At 65.1% G+C, this 15,633-nt stretch carries 12 protein-coding genes, 1 tRNA gene and 3 rRNA genes; 5 read left to right on the plus strand and 11 right to left on the minus strand.

Annotation, left to right across the window (positions count from 1 at the left end):
* Window positions 1-25: 25 nt before the first annotated feature.
* Both hutU and hutH read right to left on the minus strand, forming a co-directional pair.
* Entirely contained in the window at window positions 26-1,798 is a 1,773-nt protein-coding gene (gene hutU / locus H7694_RS11450) for a urocanate hydratase (protein WP_227468085.1), read from the minus strand.
* Window positions 1,791-3,347 carry a histidine ammonia-lyase gene (gene hutH / locus H7694_RS11455; protein WP_193596627.1) on the minus strand — a complete coding sequence of 519 codons (1,557 nt, stop codon included), beginning with the start codon at window positions 3,345-3,347 and terminating at the stop codon, window positions 1,791-1,793. Before hutH ends, hutU begins: the two co-directional genes overlap by 8 nt.
* Before the next feature lie 52 nt (window positions 3,348-3,399).
* Between hutH and H7694_RS11460 the strand changes: the two genes are divergently transcribed.
* On the plus strand, window positions 3,400-4,194 hold the full coding sequence (locus H7694_RS11460) for an IclR family transcriptional regulator (protein ID WP_413782943.1): 795 nt from the start codon (window positions 3,400-3,402) through the stop codon (window positions 4,192-4,194).
* Between the two features lie 100 nt (window positions 4,195-4,294).
* Here the strand turns inward: H7694_RS11460 and H7694_RS17805 are convergent, their stop codons facing one another.
* From H7694_RS17805 to H7694_RS11480, 5 genes are all read right to left on the minus strand, one after another.
* On the minus strand, window positions 4,295-4,429 hold the full coding sequence (locus H7694_RS17805; RefSeq protein WP_264674905.1) for a hypothetical protein: 135 nt from the start codon (window positions 4,427-4,429) through the stop codon (window positions 4,295-4,297).
* A gap of 133 nt (window positions 4,430-4,562) precedes the next feature.
* Window positions 4,563-4,679: ribosomal RNA gene (gene rrf / locus H7694_RS11465) — 5S ribosomal RNA — on the minus strand.
* A gap of 110 nt (window positions 4,680-4,789) precedes the next feature.
* A 23S ribosomal RNA gene (locus H7694_RS11470) occupies window positions 4,790-7,895 on the minus strand.
* 369 nt (window positions 7,896-8,264) lie between these two features.
* Window positions 8,265-9,789, minus strand: a 16S ribosomal RNA gene (locus H7694_RS11475).
* Together the 16S, 23S and 5S rRNA genes form the textbook arrangement of a ribosomal RNA operon.
* A gap of 592 nt (window positions 9,790-10,381) precedes the next feature.
* Window positions 10,382-10,957 carry an NADPH-dependent F420 reductase gene (locus tag H7694_RS11480; protein ID WP_193596629.1) on the minus strand — a complete coding sequence of 192 codons (576 nt, stop codon included), beginning with the start codon at window positions 10,955-10,957 and terminating at the stop codon, window positions 10,382-10,384.
* Window positions 10,958-11,064: 107 nt separating this feature from the next.
* Here H7694_RS11480 and H7694_RS11485 point away from each other — a divergent pair, with 107 nt between their 5' ends.
* Window positions 11,065-11,550, plus strand: coding sequence for a MarR family winged helix-turn-helix transcriptional regulator (locus tag H7694_RS11485; RefSeq protein ID WP_193596630.1), 486 nt, complete (start codon window positions 11,065-11,067; stop codon window positions 11,548-11,550).
* Window positions 11,551-11,611: 61 nt separating this feature from the next.
* Here H7694_RS11485 and H7694_RS11490 read toward each other — a convergent pair.
* From H7694_RS11490 to galU, 4 genes are all read right to left on the minus strand, one after another.
* Window positions 11,612-11,684, minus strand: a tRNA-Ala gene (locus H7694_RS11490).
* A gap of 26 nt (window positions 11,685-11,710) precedes the next feature.
* Window positions 11,711-12,601 (minus strand): hypothetical protein, encoded by an 891-nt coding sequence (locus tag H7694_RS11495; RefSeq protein WP_227468086.1) that lies wholly within the window; start codon window positions 12,599-12,601, stop codon window positions 11,711-11,713.
* 69 nt (window positions 12,602-12,670) lie between these two features.
* A complete protein-coding gene (locus H7694_RS11500) occupies window positions 12,671-13,270 on the minus strand; it encodes a GNAT family N-acetyltransferase (RefSeq protein ID WP_193599196.1) in 600 nt (199 codons plus the stop codon).
* A gap of 39 nt (window positions 13,271-13,309) precedes the next feature.
* Complete coding sequence (gene galU / locus H7694_RS11505; RefSeq protein ID WP_193596632.1) at window positions 13,310-14,191, minus strand: UTP--glucose-1-phosphate uridylyltransferase GalU; 882 nt, start codon at window positions 14,189-14,191, stop codon at window positions 13,310-13,312.
* Window positions 14,192-14,259: 68 nt separating this feature from the next.
* Here galU and H7694_RS11510 point away from each other — a divergent pair, with 68 nt between their 5' ends.
* Genes H7694_RS11510 through mscL form a run of 3 tightly spaced genes read left to right on the plus strand, consistent with a single transcriptional unit; the run spans window position 14,260 to window position 15,575 of the window.
* Window positions 14,260-14,856: a 5-formyltetrahydrofolate cyclo-ligase gene (locus H7694_RS11510; RefSeq protein WP_193596633.1), complete on the plus strand. Its 597-nt coding sequence runs from the start codon at window positions 14,260-14,262 to the stop codon at window positions 14,854-14,856.
* A 13-nt stretch (window positions 14,857-14,869) separates the two neighbouring features.
* Window positions 14,870-15,142: an FmdB family zinc ribbon protein gene (locus H7694_RS11515; RefSeq protein WP_193596634.1), complete on the plus strand. Its 273-nt coding sequence runs from the start codon at window positions 14,870-14,872 to the stop codon at window positions 15,140-15,142.
* Window positions 15,143-15,167: 25 nt separating this feature from the next.
* Window positions 15,168-15,575, plus strand: coding sequence for a large conductance mechanosensitive channel protein MscL (gene mscL / locus H7694_RS11520; protein WP_193596635.1), 408 nt, complete (start codon window positions 15,168-15,170; stop codon window positions 15,573-15,575).
* The last annotated feature ends 58 nt before the right edge of the window (window positions 15,576-15,633 follow it).

A 15,633-nucleotide genomic window follows, 5' to 3' on the forward strand; every position in this document is an offset into this window, starting at 1 on the left:
CATCCTCTCCCCTGCGCGGCGTGTGTCACAGCATCGGAACCTTCAGGCCCCGCTCCCGAGCGATGTCGCGCGCGTGCTCGTACCCCGCATCGACGTGCCGCATGACGCCGGTGCCGGGATCATTGGTCAGCACGCGGGCGATCTTCTGCGCGGCCAGTTCGGTGCCGTCCGCGACGGTGACCTGGCCGGCATGGATGCTGCGCCCGATGCCGACGCCGCCGCCGTGGTGCAGCGACACCCAGCTCGCGCCCGAGGCGGTGTTTAGCAGGGCGTTCAGCAGCGGCCAGTCGGCGATGGCATCCGAGCCGTCCTTCATCCCCTCGGTCTCCCGGTACGGGGAGGCGACCGAGCCCGAGTCGAGGTGGTCGCGCCCGATCACGATCGGCGCGCTGAGCTCGCCCGAGGCGACCATCTCGTTGAACTTCAGCCCGGCCAGGTGCCGCTCCTGGTACCCCAGCCAGCAGATGCGCGCCGGCAGCCCCTCGAAGTGCACGGCCTCGCCGGCCTTGTCGAGCCAGCGGTGCAGCGCCCGATCCTCGGGGAAGAGCTCGGCGATGGCGCGGTCGGTGCGGCGGATGTCCTCCGGGTCCCCCGACAGGGCAGCCCAGCGGAACGGGCCACGTCCCTCTTCGAACTGCGGCCGGATGTAGGCGGGCACGAAGCCGGGGAAGGCGAAGGCACGATCGAATCCGCCCAGCTGCGCCTCGGCGCGGATGGAGTTGCCGTAGTCGAACACGGCGGCCCCGGCATCCTGGAAGGCGACCATGGCGGCCACGTGCGCGGCCATCGACTCGCGGGCACGACGGGTGAACTGCTCGGGGTCGCGGTCGGCCTCGGTCTTCCAGTCGGCCACGCTGATGCCCACCGGCAGGTAGGCGAGCGGGTCGTGCGCGCTGGTCTGATCGGTGACGACGTCGATCGTCAGCTCTCCGGCATCCTGGCGGCGCTTGAGCTCGGGGAAGACCTCGGCGGCGTTGCCGACGACGCCCACCGACAGCGCCTCGCCGGCCTCCCGGGCCGCGGTCACCCGGGCGACCGCGGCGTCGAGGTCGGTGGTGTACTCATCGAGGTAGCCGTGCTCGACCCGGCGGGCCAGGCGCGACTCGTCGACGTCGACGATCAGCACCGTGCCCTCGTTGAGGGTGACGGCCAGCGGCTGCGCGCCCCCCATGCCCCCGGCGCCGGCGGTGAGGGTGAGGGTGCCCTTGAGCGACTGGGTCGCCGAGCCCGTGGAAGCGCCGAGGGACCGGGCGACGGCGGCGAAGGTCTCGTAGGTGCCCTGCAGGATGCCCTGGGTGCCGATGTAGATCCAGGAACCCGCGGTCATCTGGCCGTACATGGTGAGCCCGAGCGCCTCGAGCCGGCGGAACTCGGGCCAGGTGGCCCAGTCGCCGACGAGGTTCGAGTTCGCGATGAGCACGCGCGGCGCCCATTCGTGCGTGCGGAACACCCCGACCGGCTTGCCGGACTGCACCAGCAGGGTCTCATCCGGCTCGAGCTCGTCGAGGGTGCGGACGATGGCGTCGTACGCCTCCCAGCTGCGCGCGGCACGACCGGTGCCACCGTAGACGACGAGATCCTCGGGGTGCTCGGCGACCTCGGGGTCGAGGTTGTTCATCAGCATCCGCTTGGCGGCCTCGGCGCCCCAGCTCTTGGCGGTGCGCTCACCGCCCCGCGGGGCCCGGATGCGGCGGCCGGGATCGTGCAGCGTGGCCTCGGTGCGGGTGGGCTCAGTGTGGGTGGGCTCAGTGCGGGTGGTCTCAGTGCGGGTGGGCTCAGTGCGGGTGGGCTCAGACATTCACATGCTCCTTCGCGGTGCGCAGGACGGCGCCCGAGCGGACGAGCTCGGTGACGGCCTCGAGGTCGGGTGAGAGGAAGTGGTCGGGCCCGGGGCCGGCGGCCACGGTGCGGACGAGGTCGCGCACGGCACCGGTGGCGGGTCCCGCCTGCAGGGGTGCGCGCAGGTCGAGCGCTCTGGCACCGGTGACGATCTCGATGGCCAGCACCCTGGTGAGTCCGTCGATCGCGCGGCATAGCTTGCGCGCGGCGGCCCAGCCCATCGAGACGTGATCCTCCTGCATGGCGGAGGACGGGATGGAGTCGACGGATGCCGGGGCCGCCAGGCGCTTGAGCTCGGAGACGATGCCGGCCGCGGCGTACTGCGCGATCATCAGCCCCGAGTCGACGCCGACCTCGTGTGCGAGGAACGGGGGCAGCCCGTGGCTACGGGCCGGGTCGAGCGCGCGGTCGGTGCGCCGCTCGGAGACGGATGCCACATCGGCGACCGAGATGGCCAGGAAGTCGAGCACCGCGGCGACCGGCGCCCCGTGGAAGTTGCCGTTCGACTCGATGCGTCCGTCGGAGGTGATGACCGGGTTGTCGATGACGGATGCCAGCTCGCGCTCCGCGATCATCGCGGCGTGCGCCATCGTGTCACGCGCGGCGCCGTGCACCTGCGGCGAGCAGCGCAGCGAGTACGCATCCTGCACGCGCCCGTCGCCGGGCCCCTTGTGGCTGGCGACCATCGGCGAGTCGCCGAGGTAGGCGCGCAGGTTCGCGGCGGACGCCGCCTGCCCCAGCTGCGGGCGCAGGGCCATGAGGTCGGCAGCGAACACGGCATCCGTGCCCAGCTGCGACTCGATCGACATCGCCGCGGCGACGTCGGCGGTGCCCAGCAGCTTGTCGAGGTCGTGCAGGGCGAGCACGAGCATCCCGAGCATCCCGTCGGTGCCGTTGATGAGGGCGAGGCCCTCCTTCTCGACGAGCGCGAGCGGCTCGATGCCGGCCGACGCCAGTGCGTCGGCGGCCGGCATCCGGTCGGATGCCGTGGCGAGGGGCCGCACGATCCGCACCTCGCCCTCGCCCATGGCTGCAAGGGCGATGTGGGCGAGCGGGGCGAGGTCGCCCGAGCAGCCCAGCGAGCCGTACTCGCGCACCACCGGGGTGATGCCGGAGTTGAGCATGGCCGCGTAGGTGTCGACCACCTCGGCGCGCACGCCGGTGTGCCCGGATGCGAGGTTCTGCAGGCGTAGCAGCTGCAGCGCACGCACCACCTCGGTCTCGACCTCGTTGCCGGTGCCGGCCGCATGCGAGCGGATCAGGCTGAGCTGCAGCTGGCGGCGCCGCTCGGGAGCGATGAACGTCGTGGCGAGGGCGCCGAAGCCGGTGGACACGCCGTAGTGCGGGTCGCGGTCGGCTGCCATCCCGTCGACGACGGCACGGGCCGCGGCGACGCGCTCACGGGCGGCACCGGCGATCTCGATGCGGGCGAAATGGCGGGCGACGGAGACGACCTCGGCAGGCGTGAGGGGCGCGTCGCCGACGATGACGGATGACGGATGCTGCATGACTCGATTCCACACCGTGCGCGGGCACCGCGGGAGGGGCGTGTGCGACACTGTGTCTGTGATCCCAGACGAAGCGACGACGGATGCCGGCGTCCCGCGGCCGCAGGTGCCCGCGGCCGACCAGACGCTGCGGATCCTGCGTCATCTCGCGCGGCGCCCCGCGCCGATCGCGGCATCGGCCCTGGCCCGGGATCTCGGCATCCCGCGTTCGACGGTCTACCACCTGCTGGCGACGCTCGAGGAGCACGGTTTCGTCGTACACCTGTCACAGGAGCGTCGCTGGGGTCTGGGGACGAGCGCGTTCGAACTCGCCGGCGGATATGCCCGGCAGGAGCCGCTCGCCAGGCTCGGACGTCCTCTGATCGCCGCGCTCACGGACCGCGTCGGCGAGAACGCCCATCTGGCGGTGATGAGCGGACGGGACGTGCTCTACATCGTCGAGGAGCGGGCTGCTCGTCGTCCTGCTCTCGTCACGGACGTCGGCGTGCGGCTGCCGGCGCACCTGACGGCCACAGGCCGGGCGATGCTCGCTGTCCTCCCCCGCAGCCAGGTGCGCGCCCTCTACCCGGATCGGGCTGCCTTCACGGATCGCACCGGACGCGGGCCGACCAGCCCCGCCGCGCTGCGTGAAGTGCTGCGCGAGGTGCGTGCGGGCGGAGTCGCCACCGAGGACGGCGAGGTGACGCCGGGCTTCCGGTCGGTGGCCGCGGTAGTTCGCGACCACGCCGGCTGGCCGGCGGCAGCGGTCGCCGTGACCTGGGAGGACGTGCGGGAGACGGACCCGAGGGCTGCGGTCGAGGAGACGGCACGGATGCTGCAGGCGCGCCTGGGCTACGACCGGCGCTGACCGGGTTCTCACGCCTGCGGACACGCGGTCTGCGCAGACGGCGCAGGGCGCCGCAGCTCCCGGTCGAGTGCTGCGGCGCCCTGCGATGGCGGACTCGAGGTCAGCCGCCTGCACCCTTGCGGGGCTTGATGAAGGATTCCGGTTCGCGCTTCGCGCGCTTCTCGGCCCTCTTCTCCTTGATCGACAGTTTCGGGGCTTTCTTCCCCGTGCGTGCTTGCGGCGTCTTGCCGGCCATATGACTCGCTTCCCCTCTATCGGCTGGCGGGTGGTTGACCTTCGACCATAGCCCAGCCCCGGGGGAAGTCAATTCGGGATGCACGTTAACGCAAAAGAGCCACCCAACGATGGGTGGCTCTTTCACAGAAGAAGTCCGGCGGTGTCCTACTCTCCCACAGGGTCCCCCCTGCAGTACCATCGGCGCTGTGAGGCTTAGCTTCCGGGTTCGGAATGTGACCGGGCGTTTCCCTCACGCTATGGCCGCCGAAACACTATTGACGTGTATCAGGCAACTCACACTGTGCGTGTGGTTGTCGGTTCCCGACCGTACGTCGAGAACCACAAAGTGGACGCGTTCATCTCGCAGAAGAACAAAAGTGTTATCAAGTCATCGGCTTATTAGTACCAGTCAGCTGCACACGTTGCCGTGCTTCCACATCTGGCCTATCAACCCAGTCGTCTGGCTGGGAGCCTCTCCACCCGAAGGTGATGGAAGTCTCATCTTGAGGCCGGCTTCCCGCTTAGATGCTTTCAGCGGTTATCCATCCCGAACGTAGCTAACCAGCGGTGCTCCTGGCGGAACAACTGGCACACCAGAGGTTCGTCCAACCCGGTCCTCTCGTACTAGGGTCAGATCCTCTCAAACTTCCTACGCGCGCAGCGGATAGGGACCGAACTGTCTCACGACGTTCTAAACCCAGCTCGCGTACCGCTTTAATGGGCGAACAGCCCAACCCTTGGGACCTACTCCAGCCCCAGGATGCGACGAGCCGACATCGAGGTGCCAAACCATGCCGTCGATATGGACTCTTGGGCAAGATCAGCCTGTTATCCCCGAGGTACCTTTTATCCGTTGAGCGACAGCGCTTCCACAAGCCACTGCCGGATCACTAGTCCCGACTTTCGTCCCTGCTCGACCTGTCAGTCTCACAGTCAAGCTCCCTTGTGCACTTACACTCGCCACCTGATTGCCAACCAGGTTGAGGGAACCTTTGGGCGCCTCCGTTACTTTTTGGGAGGCAACCGCCCCAGTTAAACTACCCACCAGGCACTGTCCCTGAACCGGATCACGGTTCGAAGTTAGATATCCAGAGTGACCAGAGTGGTATTTCAACAATGACTCCACGAATACTGGCGTATCCGCTTCACAGTCTCCCACCTATCCTACACAAGCCACACCGAACACCAATACCAAGCTGTAGTAAAGGTCACGGGGTCTTTCCGTCCTGCTGCGCGTAACGAGCATCTTTACTCGTAGTGCAATTTCGCCGAGTTCGCGGTTGAGACAGTTGGGAAGTCGTTACGCCATTCGTGCAGGTCGGAACTTACCCGACAAGGAATTTCGCTACCTTAGGATGGTTATAGTTACCACCGCCGTTTACTGGGGCTTAAATTCTCAGCTTCGCCTTGCGGCTAACCGGTCCTCTTAACCTTCCAGCACCGGGCAGGCGTCAGTCCGTATACATCGACTTGCGTCTTCGCACGGACCTGTGTTTTTAGTAAACAGTCGCTACCCACTAGTCTCTGCGGCCACCACACCCTTTTCCCAGCAAGTGGGTATAAGTGGATGGCCCCCCTTCTCCCGAAGTTACGGGGGCATTTTGCCGAGTTCCTTAACCACGATTCTCTCGATCTCCTTGGTATTCTCTACCTGACCACCTGAGTCGGTTTGGGGTACGGGCGGCTTGAACCTCGCGTCGATGCTTTTCTCGGCAGCATAGGATCACCCACTTTTCATCCGCATCGTGTCTCAGCCTTGATGAACGGCGGATTTGCCTACCGTTCGGCCTACGCACTTGCACCAGGACAACCATCGCCTGGCTTGGGCTACCTTCCTGCGTCACACCTGTTAATACGCTAGCCGCACCAGCATAGGGTCGTGTGCTCCACCTCCCGGTGCCACCCGAAGGTGACGATGGAAGGCTTCGGACACTTAGCATCACTGGATTGACTTGGGCGGTTCTTCGCCGGTACGGGAATATCAACCCGTTGTCCATCGACTACGCCTGTCGGCCTCGCCTTAGGTCCCGACTTACCCAGGGAAGATTAGCTTGACCCTGGAACCCTTGGTCTTCCGGAGGACGTGTTTCTCACACGTCTTTCGCTACTCATGCCTGCATTCTCACTCGTGTGGCGTCCACGGCTGGATCACTCCGCCGCTTCACCCGCCACACGACGCTCTCCTACCCATCAACACGGCTGGACCACGAAGGCCTACCAAAAATGTCAATGCCACAACTTCGGTGGCGTGCTTGAGCCCCGTTACATTGTCGGCGCGGAATCACTTGACCAGTGAGCTATTACGCACTCTTTCAAGGGTGGCTGCTTCTAAGCCAACCTCCTGGTTGTCTAAGCAACTCCACATCCTTTTCCACTTAGCACGCGCTTTGGGACCTTAGATGGTGGTCTGGGTTGTTTCCCTCTCGACTATGAAGCTTATCCCCCACAGTCTCACTGCTGCGCTCTCACTTACCGGCATTCGGAGTTTGGCTGACGTCAGTAACCTGGTGAGGCCCATCGGCCATCCAGTAGCTCTACCTCCGGCAAGAAACACGCAACGCTGCACCTAAATGCATTTCGGAGAGAACCAGCTATCACGAAGTTTGATTGGCCTTTCACCCCTATCCACAGCTCATCCCCTCAGTTTTCAACCTAAGTGGGTTCGGCCCTCCACGACGTCTTACCGTCGCTTCAGCCTGGCCATGGATAGATCACTTCGCTTCGGGTCTAGGACATGCGACTGAATCGCCCTATTCAGACTCGCTTTCGCTACGGCTACCCCACACGGGTTAACCTCGCCACATATCACTAACTCGCAGGCTCATTCTTCAAAAGGCACGCTGTCACCCCTACTAAGGAGGCTCCAACGGTTTGTAAGCAAACGGTTTCAGGTACTATTTCACTCCCCTCCCGGGGTACTTTTCACCTTTCCCTCACGGTACTTGTCCGCTATCGGTCATCTGGGAGTATTTAGGCTTATCAGGTGGTCCTGACAGATTCACACGGGATTTCTCGGGCCCCGTGCTACTTGGGATACTCTTCACGCTGCACACGACATTTCGACTACGGGGCTGGCACCCACTACGGCCCGCCTTTCAAGACGGTTCGTCTATATCGTCACATCACGTTCACCACTCGGCAGAATGGTACGAAAAGTCCCGCAACCCCGGGCATGCAACGCCTGCCGGCTATCACACACACCCGGTTTAGCCTCATCCGCTTTCGCTCGCCACTACTCACGGAATCACTGTTGTTTTCTCTTCCTGTGGGTACTGAGATGTTTCACTTCCCCACGTTCCCTCTACCCGCCCTATATATTCAGGCGGGAGTCACCAGGTCGCACAAACGCCTGGCGGGGTTTCCCCATTCGGAAATCCTCGGATCAAAACTCGCTTATCAATTCCCCGAGGCTTATCGCAGATTGCTACGTCCTTCTTCGGCTCCAGATGCCAAGGCATCCACCGTTTGCTCTTAAAGACTTGAAATCACATGAGATGAGTCAGACCCAGGAAAAGATCTGACTCGGTTTTCTTTAAGATGCTCGCGTCCACTGTGTAGTTCTCAAAGTACGGGCGGTCCCCCAACCCCGAACCCCAACCGGGGAAACAGGAAAAGGGGCCTCGAGGTTCAGTCCCACCCACCCCCCGAAAAGAGAGCAGGCCGGCCCGGTCCCTCAGGACCCAACAGCGTGCAGCAGCCCCGCTCACCAACCCCCACGTTCCAGATCCGAAGACCGTACTAGCAGAAGTCAGCCGCGCTGACCGCATGTCAAATGTTCCACCCATGAGCTCCCGTCACACACATCCGGTGTGAATCGGGCTCTGTCAGAACCGAAGTCCTGCAGTGCTCCTTAGAAAGGAGGTGATCCAGCCGCACCTTCCGGTACGGCTACCTTGTTACGACTTAGTCCTAATTACCAATCCCACCTTCGACGGCTCCCTCCACAAGGGTTAGGCCACCGGCTTCAGGTGTTACCGACTTTCATGACTTGACGGGCGGTGTGTACAAGACCCGGGAACGTATTCACCGCAGCGTTGCTGATCTGCGATTACTAGCGACTCCGACTTCATGAGGTCGAGTTGCAGACCTCAATCCGAACTGGGACCGGCTTTTTGGGATTCGCTCCACCTCACGGTATTGCAGCCCATTGTACCGGCCATTGTAGCATGCGTGAAGCCCAAGACATAAGGGGCATGATGATTTGACGTCATCCCCACCTTCCTCCGAGTTGACCCCGGCAGTATCCCATGAGTTCCCACCATTACGTGCTGGCAACATAGAACGAGGGTTGCGCTCGTTGCGGGACTTAACCCAACATCTCACGACACGAGCTGACGACAACCATGCACCACCTGTTCACGAGTGTCCAAAGAGTTGACCATTTCTGGCCCGTTCTCGTGTATGTCAAGCCTTGGTAAGGTTCTTCGCGTTGCATCGAATTAATCCGCATGCTCCGCCGCTTGTGCGGGTCCCCGTCAATTCCTTTGAGTTTTAGCCTTGCGGCCGTACTCCCCAGGCGGGGAACTTAATGCGTTAGCTGCGTCACGGAATCCGTGGAAAGGACCCCACAACTAGTTCCCAACGTTTACGGGGTGGACTACCAGGGTATCTAAGCCTGTTTGCTCCCCACCCTTTCGCTCCTCAGCGTCAGTTACGGCCCAGAGATCTGCCTTCGCCATCGGTGTTCCTCCTGATATCTGCGCATTCCACCGCTACACCAGGAATTCCAATCTCCCCTACCGCACTCTAGTCTGCCCGTACCCACTGCAAGCCCGAGGTTGAGCCTCGGGATTTCACAGCAGACGCGACAAACCGCCTACGAGCTCTTTACGCCCAATAATTCCGGATAACGCTTGCGCCCTACGTATTACCGCGGCTGCTGGCACGTAGTTAGCCGGCGCTTTTTCTGCAGGTACCGTCACTCTCGCTTCTTCCCTGCTAAAAGAGGTTTACAACCCGAAGGCCGTCATCCCTCACGCGGCGTTGCTGCATCAGGCTTCCGCCCATTGTGCAATATTCCCCACTGCTGCCTCCCGTAGGAGTCTGGGCCGTGTCTCAGTCCCAGTGTGGCCGGTCACCCTCTCAGGCCGGCTACCCGTCGACGCCTTGGTGAGCCATTACCTCACCAACAAGCTGATAGGCCGCGAGCCCATCCCCAACCGAAAAATCTTTCCACCCACACACCATGCGGTGATGGGACATATCCAGTATTAGACACCGTTTCCAGCGCTTATCCCAGAGTCAGGGGCAGGTTGCTCACGTGTTACTCACCCGTTCGCCACTAATCCACCCCAGCAAGCTGGAGCTTCATCGTTCGACTTGCATGTGTTAAGCACGCCGCCAGCGTTCATCCTGAGCCAGGATCAAACTCTCCGTAAAAAAGAAATGCATACAACCCGGGGAAAAACCAGACCGCAGCGAGTTTGAAACTGACCAAAGAGACAAAATCAACTGACTTCATCCAATGCCAGGCCCGAAGACCTGGTCTTTGATCCAAAGGAATTCTCAACCGACCCAAAGGCCGGACGAGGATAATTTGGCATTTGACAAGTGCACGCTGTTGAGTTCTCAAGGATCGGACGCACCCACACACCCACCCGCAAGAGCAGGACGCGCAGGGCAACTTCACAATCTTATCCGCCCCGCCCCGGCTGTCAAATCGACGAGGCCGTGAGGATCAGGTGCGGTTCCGCTGCCCGGAGGGCAACTTCTCCATCTTATCCGTCTCGGCCGGCTTGTCAAATCGACGTTTCCCGGCGGGACAGCCACGCTCCGCAGCACAGGGCCGCTCATCAGAGGATGAGAAGGAGGTGGTGGTTCGCTGCTTGGAGGGGAGCGAGGCCTTCCGGCCTTCCGCTCAACCGCTTGGGGCGAACAAGTAATAATTTACGTGGATCCGGGCATCCCGGCAAATCCGTGCCGCATCCCGGGCGTGTCTCGCCTCCGGGATGCGGCACGGAACGTCCCGCGCTCAGCGCACGAGCGAGAATCCGGCGTTCCAGCCGATCTTCTCCGACGCCGCGAGAGTGAGCTGCAGGAACCCGAGAGCCTCGAGCTCGTGCGCGCGCGCGAGCGCTCCGGCGTCGACGGCGGAGAGTCCGCCGGCCTCGACCGCCGAGACGAGGGCGCGCTTGGCCGACTCGTCGTCTCCCGCGACGAGGACCGTGGTTCCCGCCTCTCCGACCACGCCCGAGACGAGCGTCGCCGCGAAGTTCGTGTTGAACGCCTTCACCACGCGCGCGGCAGGAAGCGCGGCTTGCAGCTCGGCGGCGGCGGAGCTGCCGGCCGGCACGACCAGCGCATCGACGGTCGTGAAGTCGAGCGGGTTGGTGATGTCCACGACGACCTTGCCGGCGAACTGGTCACCGTAGGCACCGGCGATCTGGCTCAGTGCGGGGTACGACACCGCGAGCACGACGATGTCGCCTTCGATCTGCGCACCCGCTCCCTCGCTGCCGATGTAGTGGATCGAGGCACCGCCGCGGGCGAACACGCCCCCGATGGCCTGGCCCATGTTCCCGTTGCCGAAGATGGTGATGGTGGTCATGATGACTCCTGTCCTGTGCACTGTGGCACGGCCGATCGGTTGTCTCTTCAACCTCTTGCTCGGAGACAACATGCTTGATGCGTCAACTATTCCCGTACGATGACGACATGAGCACATCGAGGTCGTTCACCCCTGACGAGCGCCGCACGTGGGCCCCGCTCACCGCTGTGCTCGAGCTCCTCCCCCGGCAGCTGGACGCGCAACTGCTGCGCGACGAAGGGCTCACCCACTTCGAGTACGCGACGCTGTCGATGCTGGCCCTCGCCGACGAGCGCCGGATGCGGATGAGCGAGCTCGCCTCGGGTGTCAACGCCACGCTGTCCCGGCTGTCGCACGTGATCAGCCGGATGGAGAAGCGCGGCTTCGTGCGCCGCGAGCAGGCACCCGACGACGCCCGCGCGACCGACGTGCATCTCACCGCCGAGGGTCGGCGGAAGGTCATCCGCGCCACTCCCTCGCACGTCGAGAACGTGCGGGCCTTCGTGCTGGATGCGCTGGATGCCGAGCAGCAGCGGCAGCTGCACGAGATCACGATGGCGATCCTCGGCCGGCTCGACCCCGATGGGCGGATGCTGGCCAGCCGGCTCGGCTGACGCGGAACGACGCGAGAGACGAAGAGGGCCCCGGCATCAGCCGGGGCCCTCATCACGTGCGTGGACCTAAGGGGATTCGAACCCCTGACCTCCTCGATGCGAACGAGGCGCGCTACCAACTGCGCCATAGGCCCGTGAACTCAGCAAGATTATCACGTCTTCAACCGGCCGCTCGACGCGCGAGCATCCGGCGCACGTGCGCCTCGATCTCGGCGTCGTCGACCACGCCCATCCGCGCATACGGCGATTCGGCGCCGGATGCCGCGGCCGGCGCGGGCAGTGCTGTCGGGGCCGGCGGCGCCAACTCCTCCGCGCGGCGGCGCAGCTCGGCACGGCGCTCGGCGAGGCGGCGCTGCTCCTGCGCATCGATCTGCGCCCGCGCGGCCTGCGCTCGGGAGCCGGTGACCGTGACCATCGGCTGGGGCAGTGCCCTGGGCGTCCACGACGCCGGTCCCTGATCGTGCAGCGGCGGCGACACACGCTCGGCCTGCGGCGCAGCATCCGCCGGTACGACGCGCCGGGCGACGTTCCGCGCGACCTGCGCCATCCGGACCAGCACCCAGACGCCGACGACGGCGAGCACTGCTCCGCCGGCGGCCAGCATCCAGCCGCCTGACGCGATGAACTCCCAGACGCCGAACCCGATCATGGTCGCCGCGATCACCAGGCCGGCGCTGGCCGTCTGGCGCAGCCGGCGGCGCGCCTTCGCCTGGCGCACGAGGGGGTCACGGCGGGTGGCCGCGAGCTCCTGGCGCAGACGCTCCAGCTCGGCGGTCTCCTTCTCGGCCTGCACGCGCTTGGCGAGCCTCTGCTGCTGCAGCGCGGTGCGCGCGGTCAGCTCGAGGCGCACCTCGTCGGGGGTCTCGCTCGTCTCGGCGAGCACGCGCAGCGCCTGGTTCAGGCGCACCGCGTTGCGTTCGGCGGCGTAGTACTGATGGCGGCCGCGCCAGGTGGGCAGGAAGTACAGCGCCCACAGCAGCACCGCGACAAGGACGATCACGCCCCCACTCAGCACCGGCCCATCCATGAAGACAACGGTAGGCGACGGCATCCGCCCTCCCCCGCTGCGGCGAGCGCGTGTCGTGCGACGAACGAGGTCACGAGCGACTCGGCACCCGCGTCACAGCGTCGCGGGCAGGGCCCCCGCCTCGGGCGGGACCCGGCCCTGCAGCCACCGGGTCAGCACGCCCTCGGGGACGTCCTCCCTGGTGAGCGCGAAGGCGTGATGGTCACGCCAGTCGCCGTCGATGTGGATGTACCGGCGCCGCAGCCCCTCGTAGCGGAATCCGAGCTTCTGCACGACCCGCAGAGATGCCTTGTTCTCGGGCCGGATGCAGATCTCCATGCGATGCAGCCCGAACAGGGTGAAGCTCGCGTCGGTGGCCATCGCCACCGCCGTCGGGGTGATGCCGCGGCCGGCGAAGCGCTCGCTCACCCAGTAGCCGATGGTCGCCGAGCACAGCGAGCCGCGCGCCACGCCCCAGATGTTCAGCTGTCCGGCGATCTCGCCGTCGTGCTCCATCACGAACGGGTAGCCGCCGCCGTCGCGGTACTGCTGCAGCAGCCGGCGGATGCTGACCCGCATGTCGAACGTCGCGATGCCGCCGGGGATCGTCGCCTCCCACGGCTCGAGCCAGGCACGGTTCGACAGCAGCTCGCGCTGCAGCGGGCGGGCGTCGCGGCTGCGGATCAGCCGCAGCCCCACCGCTCCGTGCTGCATCGGCTCCAGGGTCTCCAGAGGCATCGGGGGATCCTTGCGTCAGAGTCCGCCGGCGAATTCCTTGAGCCACGGGCGCAGATCCGGGCCGAGATCCTCACGGTCCACCGCGAGCTGCACGATGGCCTTGATGTAATCGGCACGGTCGCCCGTGTCGTAGCGCCGCCCGCGGAAGACCACGCCGACGACACCCGGACCGTCGGGGTCTGCCGCGAGCTCCTGCAGAGCATCCGTGAGCTGGATCTCGCCGCCCTTGCCCGGCGGGGTCCGCTCGAGGATCTCGAACACGGCGGCCGGCAGCACGTAGCGCCCGATCACGGCGAGATCCGAAGGAGCATCCTCGGCTGCGGGCTTCTCGACCAGCCCGGTCACCCGGATCGTGCCGTCGCCGCTCGTGCCGTCGACCTCGGCGACGCCGTACAGGTGGATGTGCGCGGGGTCGACCTCCATGAGCGCGATCACGGCCGCGCCGGTGCGCTCGTGCGCGGCGATCATCTCGGTGAGCAGCGGGTCGCGTTCGTCAATGAGGTCGTCGCCGAGCAGCACGGCGAAGGAGTTGTCGCCGACGTGCGTGCGGGCGCGCAGCACCGCGTGTCCCAGGCCCTTGGGCTCGCCCTGCCGGACGAAGTGGATGTCGGCGAGATCGCTCGACTTCATCACCCGCTCCAGGCGGCCGTGGTCGCCCTTCTCCTGCAACCGCACCTCGAGCTCGGGCACCGAGTCGAAGTGGTCTGAGATGGCGTTCTTGTTGCGTCCGATGATGACGAGGATGTCGTCGATCCCGGCGCTGACGGCCTCTTCCACCACGTACTGGATGGCGGGCTTGTCGACGACGGGCAGCATCTCCTTGGGCATCGCCTTGGTCGCCGGCAGAAAGCGCGTCCCCAGGCCGGCGGCCGGGATGACGGCCTTCATCTTGCTCATTCGGTCAGCATAGCCGTGGCTTCGTCTCGTCCGGAGGGCGGGCGCGCCCGTGACCGTATGATCGGAGCATGCCGACCGAAGCAGAGCAGCAGAAGCGCGCGCTGCGCGCCGAGCTGCGCGAACGACGACAGCTCCTCTCGGAGGCGCAGCGCGAAGCGGCGGCATCCGGGATCACCGCCCAGCTCGACGAGCTCGTCCGCGCGCACGGCGCCCAGTCGATCTCGTGCTTCCTCTCGTCGACCACCGAGCCCGACACCCGTGAGTTCATCCGCGGCGCCGTCAGCCGCGGCATCCGCGTGCTGCTGCCGATCACCCGCGCCGACGGGCTGCTCGACTGGGCCGTCTCCGACGACACCGAGGAGATCTCGGTGGGCCTGTTCGGCCTGCCCGAGCCCACCGGCGAGGTGCTGGGCCCGATCGCGGTCAACGACGTCGACCTCATGATCATCCCCGCCGCCGCGATCGATCGCAGCGGCACCCGCCTGGGCTGGGGCCGCGGCTACTTCGACAAGACGATCGGGTCCATGGAGAAATGCCCTCCCGTGTATGCCGTCATCTATGATTCGGAAGTACTCGATTCGCTGCCGCGCGAGGTCCACGACCAGCCCGTGGATGGCATCGTCACCCCGACGCAGACCATCACCCTGTCGCCCGCGCGGAACTGACAGGAGCCGCTCAATGCCCACCTACGCCTATGCCTGCACGGCCTGCGACCACCGCTTCGACGCCGTGCAGAGCTTCTCAGAGGACTCGCTCACCATCTGCCCCGAATGCGGCGGCGCGCTGCGCAAGCAGTACGGCACCGTGGGAGTCACCTTCAACGGGTCGGGCTTCTATCGCACCGACTCGCGAGGAAATGCTGGTGCGAAGAAGGCATCTTCGGCAACATCGAAGTCGGATTCTTCGACGGGCTCCACCCCGGCGCCTGCGAAGAGCCCGGCCTCGAGCTGAGGCCTCGACACCCACAGGGGGATCCATGCTCCAGGGATTCAAGGAATTCATCACCAAGGGCAACGTCATCGACCTGGCCGTCGCGGTGGTCATCGGCACCGCCTTCACCGCGATCGTCAACGCCGTCGTCTCGGCCATCATCACCCCGCTCGTCTCGCTGTTCTTCGATGCCGACGAGACCGGCAAGATCGGCATCCAGGTCGAGGGGATCTACGGCCAGACCGTGACATTCCCGATCGGCGAGCTGATCTCGGCGATCATCAGCTTCCTTGCTGTCGCCCTCATCGTGTACTTCGTGTTCGTGCTCCCGATGAACACCTGGAAGGAGCGTCAGGCAGCGCGGAACCCCGCCGTCGAGGAGGAGACCCTGCCCAGCGAGCAGGAACTGCTCATCGAGATCCGCGACGCGCTGCGCAAGCACGACGCGCCCTGATCCGGCCTGCTCTCGGAGCGCCCTGTCCCTTCGGGGGCGGGGCGCTTCTGCGTGAGCG

It is taken from the genome of Microbacterium sp. YJN-G, assembly GCF_015040615.1.
GTDB lineage: Bacteria > Actinomycetota > Actinomycetes > Actinomycetales > Microbacteriaceae > Microbacterium.

Excerpts from the sequence above, each read along its gene's own strand:
- hutU (WP_227468085.1), bottom strand. The coding sequence starts at position 1,798 with ATGTCTGAGCCCACCCGCACTGAGCCCACCCGCACTGAGACCACCCGC.
- hutH (WP_193596627.1), bottom strand. The coding sequence starts at position 3,347 with ATGCAGCATCCGTCATCCGTCATCGTCGGCGACGCGCCCCTCACGCCT.
- H7694_RS17805 (WP_264674905.1), bottom strand. The coding sequence starts at position 4,429 with ATGGCCGGCAAGACGCCGCAAGCACGCACGGGGAAGAAAGCCCCGAAA.
- H7694_RS11480 (WP_193596629.1), bottom strand. The coding sequence starts at position 10,957 with ATGACCACCATCACCATCTTCGGCAACGGGAACATGGGCCAGGCCATC.
- H7694_RS11485 (WP_193596630.1), top strand. The coding sequence starts at position 11,065 with ATGAGCACATCGAGGTCGTTCACCCCTGACGAGCGCCGCACGTGGGCC.
- H7694_RS11495 (WP_227468086.1), bottom strand. The coding sequence starts at position 12,601 with ATGCCGTCGCCTACCGTTGTCTTCATGGATGGGCCGGTGCTGAGTGGG.
- H7694_RS11500 (WP_193599196.1), bottom strand. The coding sequence starts at position 13,270 with ATGCAGCACGGAGCGGTGGGGCTGCGGCTGATCCGCAGCCGCGACGCC.
- galU (WP_193596632.1), bottom strand. The coding sequence starts at position 14,191 with ATGAGCAAGATGAAGGCCGTCATCCCGGCCGCCGGCCTGGGGACGCGC.
- H7694_RS11510 (WP_193596633.1), top strand. The coding sequence starts at position 14,260 with ATGCCGACCGAAGCAGAGCAGCAGAAGCGCGCGCTGCGCGCCGAGCTG.
- H7694_RS11515 (WP_193596634.1), top strand. The coding sequence starts at position 14,870 with ATGCCCACCTACGCCTATGCCTGCACGGCCTGCGACCACCGCTTCGAC.
- mscL (WP_193596635.1), top strand. The coding sequence starts at position 15,168 with ATGCTCCAGGGATTCAAGGAATTCATCACCAAGGGCAACGTCATCGAC.